Source organism: Metapseudomonas otitidis, from assembly GCF_011397855.1.
GTDB classification, from domain to species: Bacteria; Pseudomonadota; Gammaproteobacteria; order Pseudomonadales; family Pseudomonadaceae; genus Metapseudomonas; species Metapseudomonas otitidis.
This window is the reverse complement of sequence record NZ_AP022642.1, coordinates 5,894,492-5,907,914: the sequence shown is the minus strand read 5'-3', so window position 1 is coordinate 5,907,914 and position 13,423 is coordinate 5,894,492. Positions and strand designations below refer to the sequence as shown.

At 68.7% G+C, this 13,423-nt stretch carries 13 protein-coding genes and 1 pseudogene; 4 read left to right on the top strand and 10 right to left on the bottom strand.

The window, feature by feature from the left end; translation table 11 throughout:
* Positions 1-68: 68 nt before the first annotated feature.
* On the bottom strand, positions 69-1,136 hold the full coding sequence (locus tag PotMrB4_RS27335) for a fatty acid desaturase (RefSeq protein WP_172434959.1): 1,068 nt from the start codon (positions 1,134-1,136) through the stop codon (positions 69-71).
* Between the two features lie 102 nt (positions 1,137-1,238).
* On the opposite strand from PotMrB4_RS27335, the gene PotMrB4_RS27330 reads away from it, so the two are divergent.
* Positions 1,239-2,249 (top strand): AraC family transcriptional regulator, encoded by a 1,011-nt coding sequence (locus PotMrB4_RS27330; RefSeq protein ID WP_172434958.1) that lies wholly within the window; start codon positions 1,239-1,241, stop codon positions 2,247-2,249.
* A 617-nt stretch (positions 2,250-2,866) separates the two neighbouring features.
* Positions 2,867-3,277 (top strand): annotated as a pseudogene (locus PotMrB4_RS28535) (methyl-accepting chemotaxis protein); the annotation flags it as partial.
* Positions 3,278-3,281: 4 nt separating this feature from the next.
* Here the strand turns inward: PotMrB4_RS28535 and PotMrB4_RS27320 are convergent.
* Positions 3,282-3,977 (bottom strand): Crp/Fnr family transcriptional regulator, encoded by a 696-nt coding sequence (locus PotMrB4_RS27320; RefSeq protein WP_142013447.1) that lies wholly within the window; start codon positions 3,975-3,977, stop codon positions 3,282-3,284.
* Positions 3,978-4,067: 90 nt separating this feature from the next.
* On the opposite strand from PotMrB4_RS27320, the gene PotMrB4_RS27315 reads away from it, so the two are divergent.
* Positions 4,068-4,592, top strand: a complete 525-nt coding sequence (locus PotMrB4_RS27315) for an Mpo1 family 2-hydroxy fatty acid dioxygenase (protein WP_044401982.1) — start codon at positions 4,068-4,070, stop codon at positions 4,590-4,592.
* A gap of 197 nt (positions 4,593-4,789) precedes the next feature.
* On the opposite strand, the gene PotMrB4_RS27310 is transcribed toward PotMrB4_RS27315, so the two are convergent.
* Together PotMrB4_RS27310 and PotMrB4_RS27305 are read right to left on the bottom strand one after the other, a co-directional pair.
* Positions 4,790-5,530 carry a hypothetical protein gene (locus PotMrB4_RS27310; protein WP_074972419.1) on the bottom strand — a complete coding sequence of 247 codons (741 nt, stop codon included), beginning with the start codon at positions 5,528-5,530 and terminating at the stop codon, positions 4,790-4,792.
* Between the two features lie 136 nt (positions 5,531-5,666).
* Positions 5,667-6,458, bottom strand: coding sequence for a helix-turn-helix domain-containing protein (locus tag PotMrB4_RS27305; RefSeq protein ID WP_172434956.1), 792 nt, complete (start codon positions 6,456-6,458; stop codon positions 5,667-5,669).
* Between the two features lie 134 nt (positions 6,459-6,592).
* On the opposite strand from PotMrB4_RS27305, the gene PotMrB4_RS27300 reads away from it, so the two are divergent.
* Entirely contained in the window at positions 6,593-6,997 is a 405-nt protein-coding gene (locus tag PotMrB4_RS27300) for a hypothetical protein (protein ID WP_044401991.1), read from the top strand.
* A gap of 122 nt (positions 6,998-7,119) precedes the next feature.
* Here the strand turns inward: PotMrB4_RS27300 and PotMrB4_RS27295 are convergent, their stop codons facing one another.
* The 6 genes from PotMrB4_RS27295 to dibA form a co-directional block, all read right to left on the bottom strand.
* Complete coding sequence (locus PotMrB4_RS27295; RefSeq protein ID WP_044401994.1) at positions 7,120-8,109, bottom strand: sulfate/molybdate ABC transporter ATP-binding protein; 990 nt, start codon at positions 8,107-8,109, stop codon at positions 7,120-7,122.
* A 3-nt stretch (positions 8,110-8,112) separates the two neighbouring features.
* Positions 8,113-8,982 (bottom strand): sulfate ABC transporter permease subunit CysW, encoded by an 870-nt coding sequence (gene cysW / locus PotMrB4_RS27290; protein WP_044401997.1) that lies wholly within the window; start codon positions 8,980-8,982, stop codon positions 8,113-8,115.
* 10 nt (positions 8,983-8,992) lie between these two features.
* Positions 8,993-9,811, bottom strand: coding sequence for a sulfate ABC transporter permease subunit CysT (gene cysT, locus PotMrB4_RS27285; protein ID WP_044402000.1), 819 nt, complete (start codon positions 9,809-9,811; stop codon positions 8,993-8,995).
* Between the two features lie 137 nt (positions 9,812-9,948).
* Positions 9,949-10,959 (bottom strand): sulfate ABC transporter substrate-binding protein, encoded by a 1,011-nt coding sequence (locus PotMrB4_RS27280; RefSeq protein WP_172434955.1) that lies wholly within the window; start codon positions 10,957-10,959, stop codon positions 9,949-9,951.
* A 129-nt stretch (positions 10,960-11,088) separates the two neighbouring features.
* The gene (oscA, locus tag PotMrB4_RS27275) at positions 11,089-11,268 is read right to left on the bottom strand and encodes a sulfur starvation response protein OscA (RefSeq protein WP_044402006.1); all 180 of its coding nucleotides are present in this window, start codon (positions 11,266-11,268) and stop codon (positions 11,089-11,091) included.
* A 135-nt stretch (positions 11,269-11,403) separates the two neighbouring features.
* On the bottom strand, positions 11,404-13,344 hold the full coding sequence (gene dibA, locus PotMrB4_RS27270; RefSeq protein ID WP_074972409.1) for a phosphodiesterase DibA: 1,941 nt from the start codon (positions 13,342-13,344) through the stop codon (positions 11,404-11,406).
* Positions 13,345-13,423: the final 79 nt, after the last annotated feature.

Sequence of the window (13,423 nt, the reverse complement as noted above, 5' to 3'; positions counted from 1 at the left end):
GGCCAGCGGGCAGCGATAGTACGTGCAGACGGGCCGCACGGCGGCCCATCCAAGGTTGGGGCGGAAGGTCAGGCCGTGTGGGCCTGGAGCGGGCGTTCCTGTTCGCGGGCACGCCAGCGGTTGGCGCGGGCGAAGGTGCCGATGTCGTTGAAGCGCACCCCCATCTCGCGCATCACCCGGTGGGCCACCGGCGCGGTCATCTGGCGGATGTAGAAGGGCTCCTTCACCACAAAGTGGTGGATCGCGTGGGTGCTGCCGAAGTTGAAGCAGAACGCCTGCAGCGGCCACAGCCACCAGGGGTTGAGCACCTGGGTCTGCTGGATCACGTTGCCCGGCTCCACGTCGCCGTAGTAGTGCATGTTGGAGCTGACGAAATGCAGGCAGAAGGTGCGCAGCACGTTGGGGCCCACTAGTACCACCACCGCGATGTCCACGCCGTGCATCACCGCCAGCGTGGTCGCCGACCAGGCCACCGGCGTGCCCAGCAGCGCGCTCACGCCGTTGATGGCGTGGAAGCCGAGGAAGACGTACCAGGTGCCCCAGTTCAGCAGGGCCAGCGGTGCATAGACCTTCAGCGTGCGCACCAGGATGAACTTCCTGTGCTCCCAGCTCCTGGCCCGCAGCATGCGGATCAGCGAGGACATCACGTTGTCGCCCACCATCAGCAGCCGGGCGATGCCCCAGGGCTCGCCGTTGGTGATGGCGCGCTCCTCCATGTCGGCCTCGGTGCCGGAGACCTTGTGGTGGTTCAGGTGCAGGTGGCGACGGACCCACGGGTTGATGGTGCTCGGCCGGGCCAGCCACACCAGCGCCATCATCAGGTTGTGCGGCACCTTGCGCTTGCGGAAGTACATGCTGTGGATCAGGTCGTGCTCCAGTTCGTGGGTCAGCGAAGCGAAGAACGCATTCAGCAGCAGGCACGCCCACCCAGGCAGCACATCGTTCAGGTAGAGCAGTGCCGAGCCCACCATCCCGGCCAGGGCGAAGGCCAGGATCGCCGCACCGATGAAGTCCTGGTGACGCAGAAAGGGGTAGCGCTGGCGCAACTCCGCGCCACGGGCCATCACCACTTCGCGAATGTGGGCTGATCGCTGCGGGTCATCGAGGGGCGTGGGGCTTGCGGTGATCGGGGGCATGCTTACATCCTCTTGTCCGTCTTGTGGGCACCACTGTGCCGCCGCCCCGGCGGTGCCGCCCGACCGAGCACGCCAACCTGTTGACCGGACACGCCAACCTGCATGAGCGCCGAACCCACCACCCTGGCCAGCTGGACCCGCGCCCTGCGCAAGCAGCTCGACGCCCTCGGCCTCGACAGCGCCGCCCTCTGCCGGCAGGCCGGGCTGGACCCGGCGCTGATGGACGACCCCAACGCCCGCTACCCGCTGTCCGCCACCACCCGCCTCTGGCACCTGGCCGTCGCCGCCAGTGGCGACCCCGCCCTCGGCTTGCGGGTCTCGGCCTTCGTCGGCCCCACCACCTTCCACGCCCTGGGCTACGCCCTGAACGCCAGCGCCAGCCTGCGCGAGGTGTTCGAGCGCATCGAGCGCTACCACCGGGTGGTCAGCGACGCCCTCAGCCTCCGCCTGCGCCTGGAAGGCGAACGCTACGCCTTCCACCTGCAGGTGCCGGTCGATGGCCCCGCCCCGGCCGATGAAGCCATCGACGCCTTCGCCGCGCTCTACGTCCGCACCTGCCGCAATCGCCTGGGGCGCGACTACGCCCCCCTGGCCGTGCACCTGCGTCGCCCCGAACCCGCCGACCCGGCGCCCTGGCACCAGGTGTTCCGCTGCCCGCTGCGCTTCGCTGCCGAGGAGAATCGCCTGGAATTCGCCCGCACCGACTTCGAGCGGCCCCTGGAAGGCGCCAACCCCGAGCTGGCCGAACACAACGAAGCGGTGCTCAAGCGCACCCTCGAACACCTGCAGGGCCCGAGCTGGTCGAGCCGCGTACGGGCCTGCCTGGAAGCGCGCCTGCCCAATGGCGAACCCTCCGCCGAAGGCATCGCCCAGACGCTGCACCTCAGCCTGCGCAGCCTGCAGCGCCACCTGGCCGACGAAGGCACCCGCTACGAGCACCTCCTCAGCGACACCCGCCACGCCCTGGCCCTGGCCCACATGCGCGACCCGCGCTGTTCCATCAGCGAGATCGCCTACCTGCTCGGCTTTGCCGACACCAGCAGCTTCAGCCGTGCCTTCAAGCGCTGGACCGGGCAGAGCCCCAGTCAGTACCGCGAGGGCCTGTCCCGCTGAGCTCGGTCCCGACGGCTGCCCGTGCTGGCGAGGGGCCGGCCGAGCAGCCAGAATGCCTACCCATAACAAGAACCGCCGAGGCCCGCATGCGTCCCGCCTATGCCCGCCATCCCTACGCCTTCATCCTCCACGCCCTGGGCCTGGCCCTGCTGATGCTGGTCTACGGCCGCTGGCAGGTGCCGCTGGCCTGGAGCGTGCCGGCCTACCTGATCCTCGCCCTGTGGCCCTGGCTGGGCCCGTGGAAGGTGCCGGAAGAGCCGGCCCCGCTCATCGATCCAGCCGCCGATGCCCGTCTTGAACGGGAGCGCCACCTGGAACAGGACGCCGCCGAGCGGCGGCAACTGGAGGCCGAACTGGCCGACGCGCGCGCCCGGTTGCACACCCACCGACAACACGCCCAGGCGCTGCTGGACGAAGCCGCCGAGGCACAGCCGCTGCCCCACGCCGAGGGGCTCGACGCCGCCACCCGGCAGGTACGCGACGCGGTCGAACAGGGGCGCGCCACCCTCGACGCCGCCCAGCAGCGGCTCACCGCCCAACTGGCGCGCAGCGGGGAAGGGCGCCAGCGGGTCGAGGCCCTGGCCACCCGCAGCGAAGCCATCCAGCAGGTGGCCCAGAGCATCCAGTCCATCGCCAGCCAGACCAACCTGCTGGCCCTCAACGCCGCCATCGAAGCCGCCCGCGCCGGGGATGCCGGACGCGGCTTCGCCGTGGTGGCCGATGAAGTCCGCAACCTCGCGGCACGCACCGCCCAGGCCACCGAGGAAGTCGGGCGCATGGCCGAGGACATCCGCCAGCAGACCGCCGCCGCCGTCGAACACCTGGCCAGCCAGGACCAGGGTCTGGTCGACGGGGTGGCCGCCCTGGCACCGCTCGGCGAAACCCTGCAACGGCTCGACCGGGACAGCCAGGCGGTCGGCGAGGTGCTGGCGCCGCTGCAGGCGGAATGGTCGGCATGTCACGCCCGGCAGCAGGCCCGTTGCGACGCCTGGGCGGAGTGGGCTCGCCAGGGGCTGGTGCAGGGCTGAGTCGTCAGCGCCCGCCAGCGGCGCGCTGGCGCAGGCCGTCCAGGTCCAGCAGCTCGATGCCGCCGTAGGTGAGGCGCACCAGGCCCAGCGCCTCCAGCTCCTTGAGGATCTGGTTGGTGGTCTGCCGGGAAATCGCCAGCATCTGCGCCAGCTGCTCCTGGGCCAGGTGGATCACCCGGCGCTGGCCGTCCGCCTCGCCGTAGCCCTCGGCGATCAGCAGCAGGCGCCGGGCCAGGCGCTGGGGCGCCGGCAGCAGGCTCATCTCTTCCAGGGCGATGAACGCCAGGCGCAGCTTCTGGCTCATCAGCAGGGCCATGTCGCGCCAGCGGGCCGGGTGCTGTTCCAGCAGGCGCAGCAGCGCTGCCTGGGGCACGTTGAGCAGGTGGCTGGGGCTTTCGGCAAAGGCGTCGTGGGTACGCGGCTGGCCGTCGAACAGGCAGATCTCGCCGAACCAGTGGGGCGGCTCCACCAGCGCCAGCAGCGCTTCCTTGCCGTTCTCCGTGCTGCCGCCCACGCGGATCGCCCCGCCCAGCACCGCGTACAGGCCGCAGGGCGGATCGCCGCGACGGAACAGGCGCTGCCCCGCCGCCAGTTCCAGCGGGCGCGCGGCACCCAGCAGGGCCTCGCGGAAGTCCTGCGGCAGGCTGGCGAACCAGTGGCCGGCGAGCAGGCGTTGGTGACAGTCGGAAAGTTCGGGCATGGCGGGCTGGGGTTTGTCGGCTAGGTGACAGAGGATAGGCCAGTGCAGGCGCCATTATCGACCGCACTGCCCGAACCCGAGGAAACAACAATGAAAACCCTCATCGATCACCTGAGCCAGTACGCCGACTACCACCGCGACCGGCGCAACATCTTCAGCCACTTCATCGGCATCCCCATGATCGTGGTCGCCGTGGCCGTGCTGCTGTCCCGCCCGGGCCTGCCCGTCGCCGGCCTGTGGCTGTCGCCCGCCAGCGTCGTGGCCCTGGCCGCCGCGCTGTTCTACTTCCGCCTCGACACGCGCTTCGGCGTGGTGATGACCGCGCTGCTCGGCCTCAGCCTCTGGGCCGGCCAGCACCTGGCCGTGCAGTCCACCGCCGTGTGGCTGGGCGCCGGGCTGGGGTTGTTCTTCGTCGGTTGGGTCATCCAGTTCATCGGCCACTACTACGAGGGCCGCAAGCCCGCCTTCGTCGACGACCTGATGGGTCTGGTGGTGGGCCCGCTGTTCGTGGTGGCGGAACTGGGCTTCATGCTCGGCCTGCGCAAGGAGGTGGAGCGCGCCATCGAGGAACGCTCCGGCCCCACCTGCATCCGCGAGAAAAAGGCCACCGCCTGAGCCGCTCTGTGGATAACCCGCGCCAGGGTGGACCGCGCTTCACCGGTCCACCTCCGGCGATACCCGCCACACCGAGGGTGGACGTGAAAAGCGACGTCCACCCCGCGCCCGGCCGATCCCCGCGCCCCTGCGGGAGCGGATTCATCTGCGATAGGCGCAAACGCAACTGTGGATAACCCGCGCTGCGACCTGTTCCCTCAACCCCCTGCCGCCAGCAACTGGGTGCTCATGGAGCGCGCGTGGCGGTCCACCATCATCGGTGCGTAGGGGCGGCCGGAGGCGCTGACCAGGGTGTTGCTCTGGCTGTTCATGTCGGCCAGCGCGGCCTTGAGGAAGCCCCAGCGGGTCTTCAACTTGCCCACCACCGGGTCGGCCTTGTCCAGGGGCTGGAGCTGGGCGTCGATGGCCGGCAGCAGGGTGCGTTCGTCCTGGCCGATGTAGGTGTCGCCGTTCTCCCGTGCGATCTCGAAGGTGCCGATGTAGGCGCGGCTGAGGTACTGCACGGCGAGGTACTCGACCTTGGCCGGCAGCTCGCCCTGGGGGGTGTTGCCGGGGGCGGCGCGGGCGGCGATCAGCAGGTCGCGCAGGGATTTGGCCAGCTCCTGGGGGAAGCGCCAGGGCACGTCCTCCTCGTTGTGGCCGTAGGAAACACCCTGCTGCAGCTGGGTAACAAGGGCGCGGTACTTTTGCCGAAGCCCGTCGCTGGGCTGCGGCACCGCCTGGAACGCGGCATCCAGGGCCTGGAGGTCGGCCTCGAAGCGGGCCTTGTGGGTCTCCTGGAAACCTTCGCCCCGGTACAGCAGCAGGCTGCTGGTGGCGCGGCAGGCGTGGACCTGGACCTGATCGATGGGGGCCAGCTCGGCGGCCAGGGCCATCCCGGCCCCGGCAAGGCCCAGCAGCAATCCGATGAAAGCGCGTGATAGAGCGTCTGAAAGCATCCCGGCGTGCTCCTTTTCTTGTTGTTGTGAGCAGACGAAGGACGGGCCCGTGGGGCCCGCCCGGTGCGCGCACAGCCTACTGCGACGCGGGATGGACGGAATTACCCGAAAGAGTGATTTGGTGCCGGCGGGGCCTTCATTCCGACGGTCGAACCAGTTGGCGCAGGCGCTCGGCGCTCTCCGGGTCGGCGGGGAACAGGGTCTCCAGGGCCAGCTCCGAGAGGGTGATGTCCACCGGCGTGCCGAACACGGTGATGGTGCTGATGAAGCGGATCACCCCCAGCGGCGTGTCGAGCAGCAGCGGCACCAGCACCGCATCGCCGCTCGGCGTCTCTGCGCTGGGTGGCGCCGGGTAGGCCGCCAGCTCGGCATGCAGGGCGGCCAGGGCCTCGTCACCGCTCGCTTCCAGGTCCCGGCGCAGGCGCGCCAGCAGGTGGGCGCGCCACGTGCCGAGGTTGAGGATGCGCGGCGCCAGCCCCTCGGGGTGCAGCGACAGGCGCAGGGCGTTGATCGGCGGCGCCAGCAGCGCCGGCGAGACGCCCGCCACCAGCGCCATCACCGCGTCGTTGGCGGCCAGCAGGTTCCAGTGCCGGTCGATGGCCAGGGCCGGGTTCGGCTCATGGGCCTTGAGCAGTTGCCCGATGGCCTGGCGCGCGGCGTCCAGGGCCGGGTCGTCGAGGCTGTGCTGCGGGTAGAGCGGGGCAAAGCCGGCGCTGGCCAGCAGCCGGTTGCGCTCGCGCAGGGGGATCTCCAGGTGCTCGGCCAGGTGCAGGAGCATCTCCCGGCTCGGCTGTGCCCGTCCGGTCTCGACGAAGCTCAGGTGGCGGGTGGAGATGTCGGCGCTGCAGGCCAGGTCGAGCTGGCTGAGGCGGCGGCGCTGACGCCAGTGACGCAGCAGGGCGCCGATGGGGAGAGTCGGTGCGTTCATGGCAGCGACGATAGTCGAGGCCGGTAGGGCTGGCCATTACCTGCCAGGTAATCGACGCGATGCTGCGGGACGGCGAATCCTCGGCCCGTCGGCAGTGGCCTTCGCCGCCGCCTCGTCCAGCCAGGAGACTCGCCATGAACACCGTGCAACCGAATCCTCTGCTCCGCCGTGTCCTGCAACTCGATGCCCTGCTCAGCGGCGGCGCCGGCCTGCTGCTCTGCCTGGGGGCGGCGCCCCTGTCGGCCCTGCTGGGGCTGCCCCTCGCGCTGCTGCAGATCGCCGGCCTGCTGATGCTGCCCTGGTGCGGTGTGCTGCTGTGGATGGCCCGCCGCGCGCCCCTGGACCGGCGCGCGGTGTGGGCGGTGATCGCCGTCAACGCCGCCTGGGTGGTGGACAGCCTCCTGCTGCTGGCCAGCGGCTGGGTGCAGCCGACCTTCTGGGGCCAGGCCTTCGTCATCGCCCAGGCGCTGGCGGTGGTGCTGTTCGCCGAGCTGCAGTACCTGGGGCTGAAGCGCTCGGCCGAGGCGGTCTGTGGATAACCCGGGCAAGCCGGTCGCTGCTGTCCATGCGCCCTGGGCGTTCGCTTGAGCGGGGTCCACCCCGCCCAGGGTCGCGCGCCCATGAAAAAGCCCCTCCGGGGAGGGGCTTGCGGGTCACCGGCTCAGAGCGAGGACGCGGCCTGCCAGGCCTTGGGCTTGAAGAACAGCGTCTCGCCGCGGGCCAGGCCCACCAGGCTGTCGTGGTCCTTGACCACCTCGGCCTCGATCAGCTCGTCCTGCCCGTCCACCTTCAGGGTGACGCGGGTGATGGCGCCCAGCGGGCGGATGTCGCGCACTTCGGCGGCGCGGTGTTCGTCCACCGCCTGGCGCGACAGGGACACCTCGTGGGGGCGGAACAGCACGTGCTCGTCGCTGCCCAGGTAGAGGCGGTTGGAGTCACCGAGGAAGTGGTAGACGAAGTCGCTGGCCGGGTTCTCGTAGACCTCGCCCGGGGCGCCGATCTGCTCGATCACGCCCTTGTTCATCACCACGATGCGGTCGGCCACTTCCATGGCTTCTTCCTGGTCGTGGGTGACGAACACGGAGGTCAGGTTGATCTCTTCGTGCAGGCGCGCCAGCCAGCGGCGCAGCTCCTTGCGCACCTTGGCGTCGAGGGCGCCGAAGGGTTCGTCCAGCAGCAGGATCTTCGGCTTCACCGCCAGGGCGCGGGCCAGGGCGATGCGCTGGCGCTGGCCGCCGGAGAGCTGTTCCGGGTAGCGGTCGGCGAGCCAGTCCAGCTGCACCATGTTCAGCAGCTCGTGGACCTTCTCGGCGATCTCCGGCTCGCTGGGGCGCTCGCCCTTGGGCTTCATGCGCAGGCCGAAGGCGACGTTGTCGAACACGCTCATGTGGCGGAACAGGGCGTAGTGCTGGAACACGAAGCCGACGTTGCGATCACGCACGTCGTGCTGGGAGACGTCCTCGCCGTGGAACACGATGTTGCCGGCGTCCGGGGTCTCCAGGCCGGCGATGATGCGCAGCAGGGTGGTCTTGCCGCAGCCGGACGGGCCGAGCAGGGCGACCAGTTCGCCGCTCTGGATGTCCAGGTTGATGGCGTTCAGCGCACGGAAGGCGTTGAAGTTCTTGCTGACGTTACGGATTTCGATGGACATGGGTTACTCCTCCGCGTCGGCGTGACGTAGGCGGGACAGACGGGCTTCGCTCCACTGCTTGAGCAGCAGGATGAACAGCGCCAGGAGCAGCAGCAGGCTGGCGACGCTGAACGCGGCGACGTGGTTGTACTCGTTGTAGAGAATCTCGACGTGCAGGGGCAGGGTGTTGGTGACGCCGCGGATGTGGCCGGACACCACCGACACCGCGCCGAACTCGCCCATCGCCCGCGCGGTGCACAGCACCACGCCGTAGATCAGGCCCCATTTGATGTTGGGCAGGGTCACGTGCCAGAACATCTGCCAGCCGTTGGCGCCCAGCAGGCGCGCGGCTTCCTCTTCCTGGGTGCCCTGTTCCTGCATCAGCGGGATCAGCTCGCGGGCGACGAAGGGCACGGTGACGAAGACGGTGGCCAGGACGATGCCGGGCAGGGCGAAGACGATCTGGATGTCGTGGTCGCTCAGCCACTTGCCGAAGTAGCCCTGGGCGCCGAACAGCAGCACGTAGATCAGGCCGGCGATCACCGGGGAGACGGAGAAGGGCAGGTCGATCAGGGTGACCAGGATGCTCTTGCCACGGAACTCGAACTTGCTCACGCACCAGGCGGCAGCGACACCGAACACCAGGTTCAGCGGCACGGAGATGCCCACGGCGATCAGCGTCAGCTTCAGGGCGGAGAGGGCGTCCGGTTCGATGATGGCTTCGAAGAAGGTGCCGAAGCCCTGCTTCAGCGCCTCGCTCAGGACGATGTACAGCGGCAGCAGCAGGAACAGTGCGAACACCAGCCAGGCGGCGGCGATCAGCGCGAAGCGCCCCCAGGGGTTGCCGCGACGGGCAGCGTTGGCGGAGGCGGCGGTCAGGGTAGCGGAACTCATGGCGGCCTCCTCAGGGGGTTTCGATGCGGCGCTGCAGCAGGTTGATCAGCAGCAGCAGGATGAAGGAGACCACCAGCATCAGCACGCCGATGGCGGTGGCGCCGGTGTAGTCGTACTGGTCCAGCTTGACCATGATCAGCAGCGGCAGGATCTCGGTCTTCATCGGCATGTTGCCGGCGATGAAGATCACCGAGCCGTATTCGCCCACGCCCCGGGCGAAGGCCAGGGCGAAGCCGGTCAGCCAGGCGGGCAGCAGCGCCGGCAGGAGGATGTGGCGGAACACCTGCAGCGGCTTGGCGCCCAGGCAGGCGGCAGCCTCTTCCACCTCGCGGGGGATGTCGGCCAGCACCGGCTGTACCGTGCGCACCACGAAGGGCAGGGTGACGAAGGTCAGCGCCAGGGTGATGCCCAGCGGGGTGTAGGCGATCTTGAAGCCCAGGTCGGTGGCGAACTGGCCGACCAGGCCGGCCGGCGCGTACAGCGCGGTGAGGGCGATGCCGGCGACGGCGGTGGGCAGGGCGAAGGGCAGGTCGATCATGGCGTCGATGATCTTGCGCCCGGGGAAGTCGTAGCGCACCAGCACCCAGGCCAGCAGGGTACCGATCAGACCGTTGATCACGGCGGCGGCCAGTGCGGTGCCGAAGCTCAGCTTCAGCGCGGCCAGCACACGGGGTGAACTGACGATGCCCCAGAACTGGGTCCAGCTCAGGTCGAAGGTCCGAAGGAACATGGCACCCAGCGGGATCAGGACCAGCAGGCTGAGGTACACCAGCGTGTAGCCCAGCGTCAGCCCGAAGCCGGGTATGACGGGGGAGATACGTCGAGACATCATCTGTCCTTTTTCTGCGTTGGAACGCTCAAGCCCGATGCCGGCCGTCGCTGGCCCGGGCACGGCAAAGGGAAGCGCGCGCTTCCCCTTGTCCGGGCGGGATTGGAACCCGCCCTTGTTTCTGCTTCAGCGGCGCGTCATTGCGCCTGGTAGATCTGGTCGAAGATGCCGCCGTCGTTGAAGAACTTCGGTTGCGCTTCCTTCCAGCCGTTGAAGTCCTTGTCCACGGTCACCAGATCCAGTTTCGGGAACTGGTTGGCGAACTCGGCAGCGACCTTCGCATTGCGCGGGCGGTAGAAGTTCTGCGCGGCGATGCGCTGGCCTTCCTCGCTGTACAGGTACTGCAGGTAGGCTTCGGCGACCTTGCGGGTGCCCTTCTTGTCGACGTTCTTGTCGACCACGGAAACCGGCGGCTCGGCGAGGATCGACAGGCTGGGCGCGACGATCTCGAAGTTCTCGCCGCCCTGCTCCTTGAGGGCCAGGAAGGCTTCGTTCTCCCAGGCCAGCAGCACGTCGCCGATGTTGTTGTTGACGAAGGTGATGGTCGAACCGCGGGCGCCAGTGTCGAGAACCGGCACGTGCTTGTACAGGGCCTGCACGTATTCCTGAGCCTTGGCGTCGCTGCCGTACTGCTTCTTGGCCCAGGCCCAGGCGGCCAGGAAGTTCCAGCGGGCGCCGCCGGAGGTCTTCGGGTTCGGGGTGATGACTTCCACGCCGTCCTTGGTCAGGTCGCCCCAGTCCTTGATGCCCTTGGGGTTGCCCTTGCGCACCAGGAACACGATGGTCGAGGTGTAGGGGGTGCTGTTGTCCGGCAGGCGTGCCTGCCAGTTCTCGGGGATCAGCTTGCCGAGCTTCTGCAGCTCGTCGATATCGCCGGCCAGCGCCAGGGTCACCACGTCGGCCTTGAGGCCATCGATCACCGCACGGGCCTGCTTGCCCGAGCCACCGTGGGATTGCTGGATCTTCACGTCTTCGCCGCCCTGGGCTTTCCAGTGCTTGGCGAAGGCGGCGTTGTAGGCCTGGTACAGCTCACGGGTCGGGTCGTAGGAGACGTTGAGCAGTTCGGTCGCGGCGGCCACGGGGCCGACCACCAGGGTGGAGAGCAGGGCGCCGGCCAGGCTGGCCAGGGCGAAACGGCGGATGGACATGGAGGCTCCTCAGAATTTGGTCGTGTCGGCGAGGGTGTTGTTATTGGGCACGGCCGAGCGGCGACGTGCGTGTGGCCCGCCGAGGTGGTCGGCGCGGCAGCCCTCCGGTGGTCCAGTCGGGCCTGTGTCTCAACCGTGCTTGGCCGGTTGCTGCAGGCGGAATTTTTCCTTGCGTTCGATCTGGACCACCTGCCCGTTGTGGACGGTGATCTCGACGGCACCGAACCGCAGGCCGTTCAGTGCACTCTGGATTTCGCGCAGGATGCTGGCCTCGTCCTGCCCGTCGATGCTACGGAGGGTTGCGCTCATGATCGTGCTCCTTGATAAGAGGCCCCGCGTCGATGAACAGGGTTGTTCGCGTGGCGTGGGCGCATTTAAGCAAGGCGCGAATATTCTTAAAAATACTATTTAAGAATTTTTATATAACTTTCAGGCAGGTTGGCGTCAGATCAGCGGAATCTGCCCCGGGTGCTCCTGCGGATGAGTCACCTGGTACCACTCCGCCTCCAGCTCCGCCGCCGGGCGCGGGCGGTTGAACAGGTAGCCCTGGCCCTGGTCGCAGCCCAGGCCCAGCAGCGTCTCGATCTGGTCCTGGCGCTCGATGCCTTCGGCCAGTACCTGCAGGCCCAGGCTGTGGCCGAGGGCGGTCACCGCGCGGGCGATGGCCATGTCGTCCTGGTCCTGGGGCAGGTTGCGCACGAAGCTCTGGTCGATCTTCAGCTTCTGCACCGGCAGGCGCTTGAGGCGCTGCAGGGAGGAGTAGCCCGTGCCGAAGTCATCGATGGCCAGGCGCACGCCCAGGGCGCAGAGGCGCTGGAGCAGCTCCAGGGCGGTGTCCGGGTCTTCCATCACCGCGCTTTCGGTGATCTCCAGCTCCAGGCGCCCCGGCTCCAGGCCGGTTTCCTTGAGGACACGGGCGACGCGGGTGTCCAGCTCGCCCCGGCTGAACAGGCGGCAGGAGACGTTCACCGAGATGAACGAGAGCGCCAGGCCGCGCTCGCTCCAGGCCTGCATCTGGCGGCAGGCGCGCTCCAGCACCCAGGCGTCGATGGCGCCCACCAGGCCGCTTTCCTCCGCTACCGGGAGGAACTCGCCGGGCGGCACCAGCCCGCGTTGCGGGTGCTCCCAGCGCACCAGGGCCTCGGCGCCCAGCAGGCGACCGGTGGCCAGGGCGTGGATGGGTTGGAAGTAGACCCGCAGCTCGTCCCGCTCCAGGGCCTGGCGCAGGGCGCTGACCAGCTCCACCCGCTGGCGGGCCTGCTCGGTGAGGTCCTGGCTGTAGAAGGCGAACGTCTGGCGCCCGGCGCTCTTGGCCTTGAACAGGGCCGAGTCGGCGTTGCGCAGCACCTGCTCGACGTTGGTCGCGTCCCCCGGGAAGCGGGCGATACCCAGGCTGGCACTCATGAATAGCGCGCGGCCGCCGGATTCGAAGGGGGCCTCCAGGCGTTGCTGGATGCGCCCGGCGAGATCGGCGGCCTGCTCGGCGCTGCGTCGCTCGGCCAGCAGGCCGAACTCGTCGCCCCCCAGCCGGGCCAGGGTCATGCCGCCCTCGGCCAGCGGCCCCAGGCGTTCACCCACGGCCTTGAGCAACTGGTCGCCGACGTTGTGGCCGAGGCTTTCGTTGATGTGCTTGAAGTGGTCCAGGTCCAGCAGCACCACGATGCCCTCGCTGCCTTCCCGACGGGCGCGCTCCAGGGCGTGCTCCACGCGTTCGGTGAACAGCAGGCGGTTGGGCAGGCCGGTCAGCGGGTCGTGGTGGGCGAGGAAGTCCAGCTCGTTCTGCGAGCGCTTGATGGCGCTGATGTCGGAGAACACCGCCACGTAGTGGGTCAGCGCTCCGTCCTCGTCGTGGATGGCGCGGATGTTCTGCCACAGCGGGTAGGTCTCGCCGTTGCGCCGGCGGTTCCAGATCTCCCCGCTCCACTCGTTGCGGTTGGCCAGGGCGTTCCACATCGACTGGTAGAACGTTCCATCGTGCCGGCCGGACTTGAACAGCATCGGTGTACGGCCGATCACCTCCTCCTCGCTGTAGCCGGTGATGCGGGCGAAGGCCCGGTTGACGTGGACGATGCGCTGCTCCGCGTCGGTGACCAGCACCCCTTCCTGGGTGCTGTCGAACACCGCTGCCGCCTGGCGCAGACTGGCGTCCTGCTCCCGGCGCGCCTGCAGGTACGCCCTCAGGCGGCGCAGGTACAGGCAGATCAGCAGATACAGGAAGGCGCTGCTGAGCAGTACGAAGAACAGGCCCTTCGCCGATTGCAGCAGGTCGCGCTGGGCATCGCCGAGCGGCAGCTGGCGCAGCAGGTAGTCACTGAAGATGACCCACAGGCAGGACAGCAGGAAGTAGGGCAACACCACGCGCATGGCGCTGAATCGGGCTCTCATGGGGTGGTCGGGGCCGTGTCGGATTTGTGATCGGTTGCGCATTATAGATGAACGCGCATTCATCTCTTTCTTATCTAAA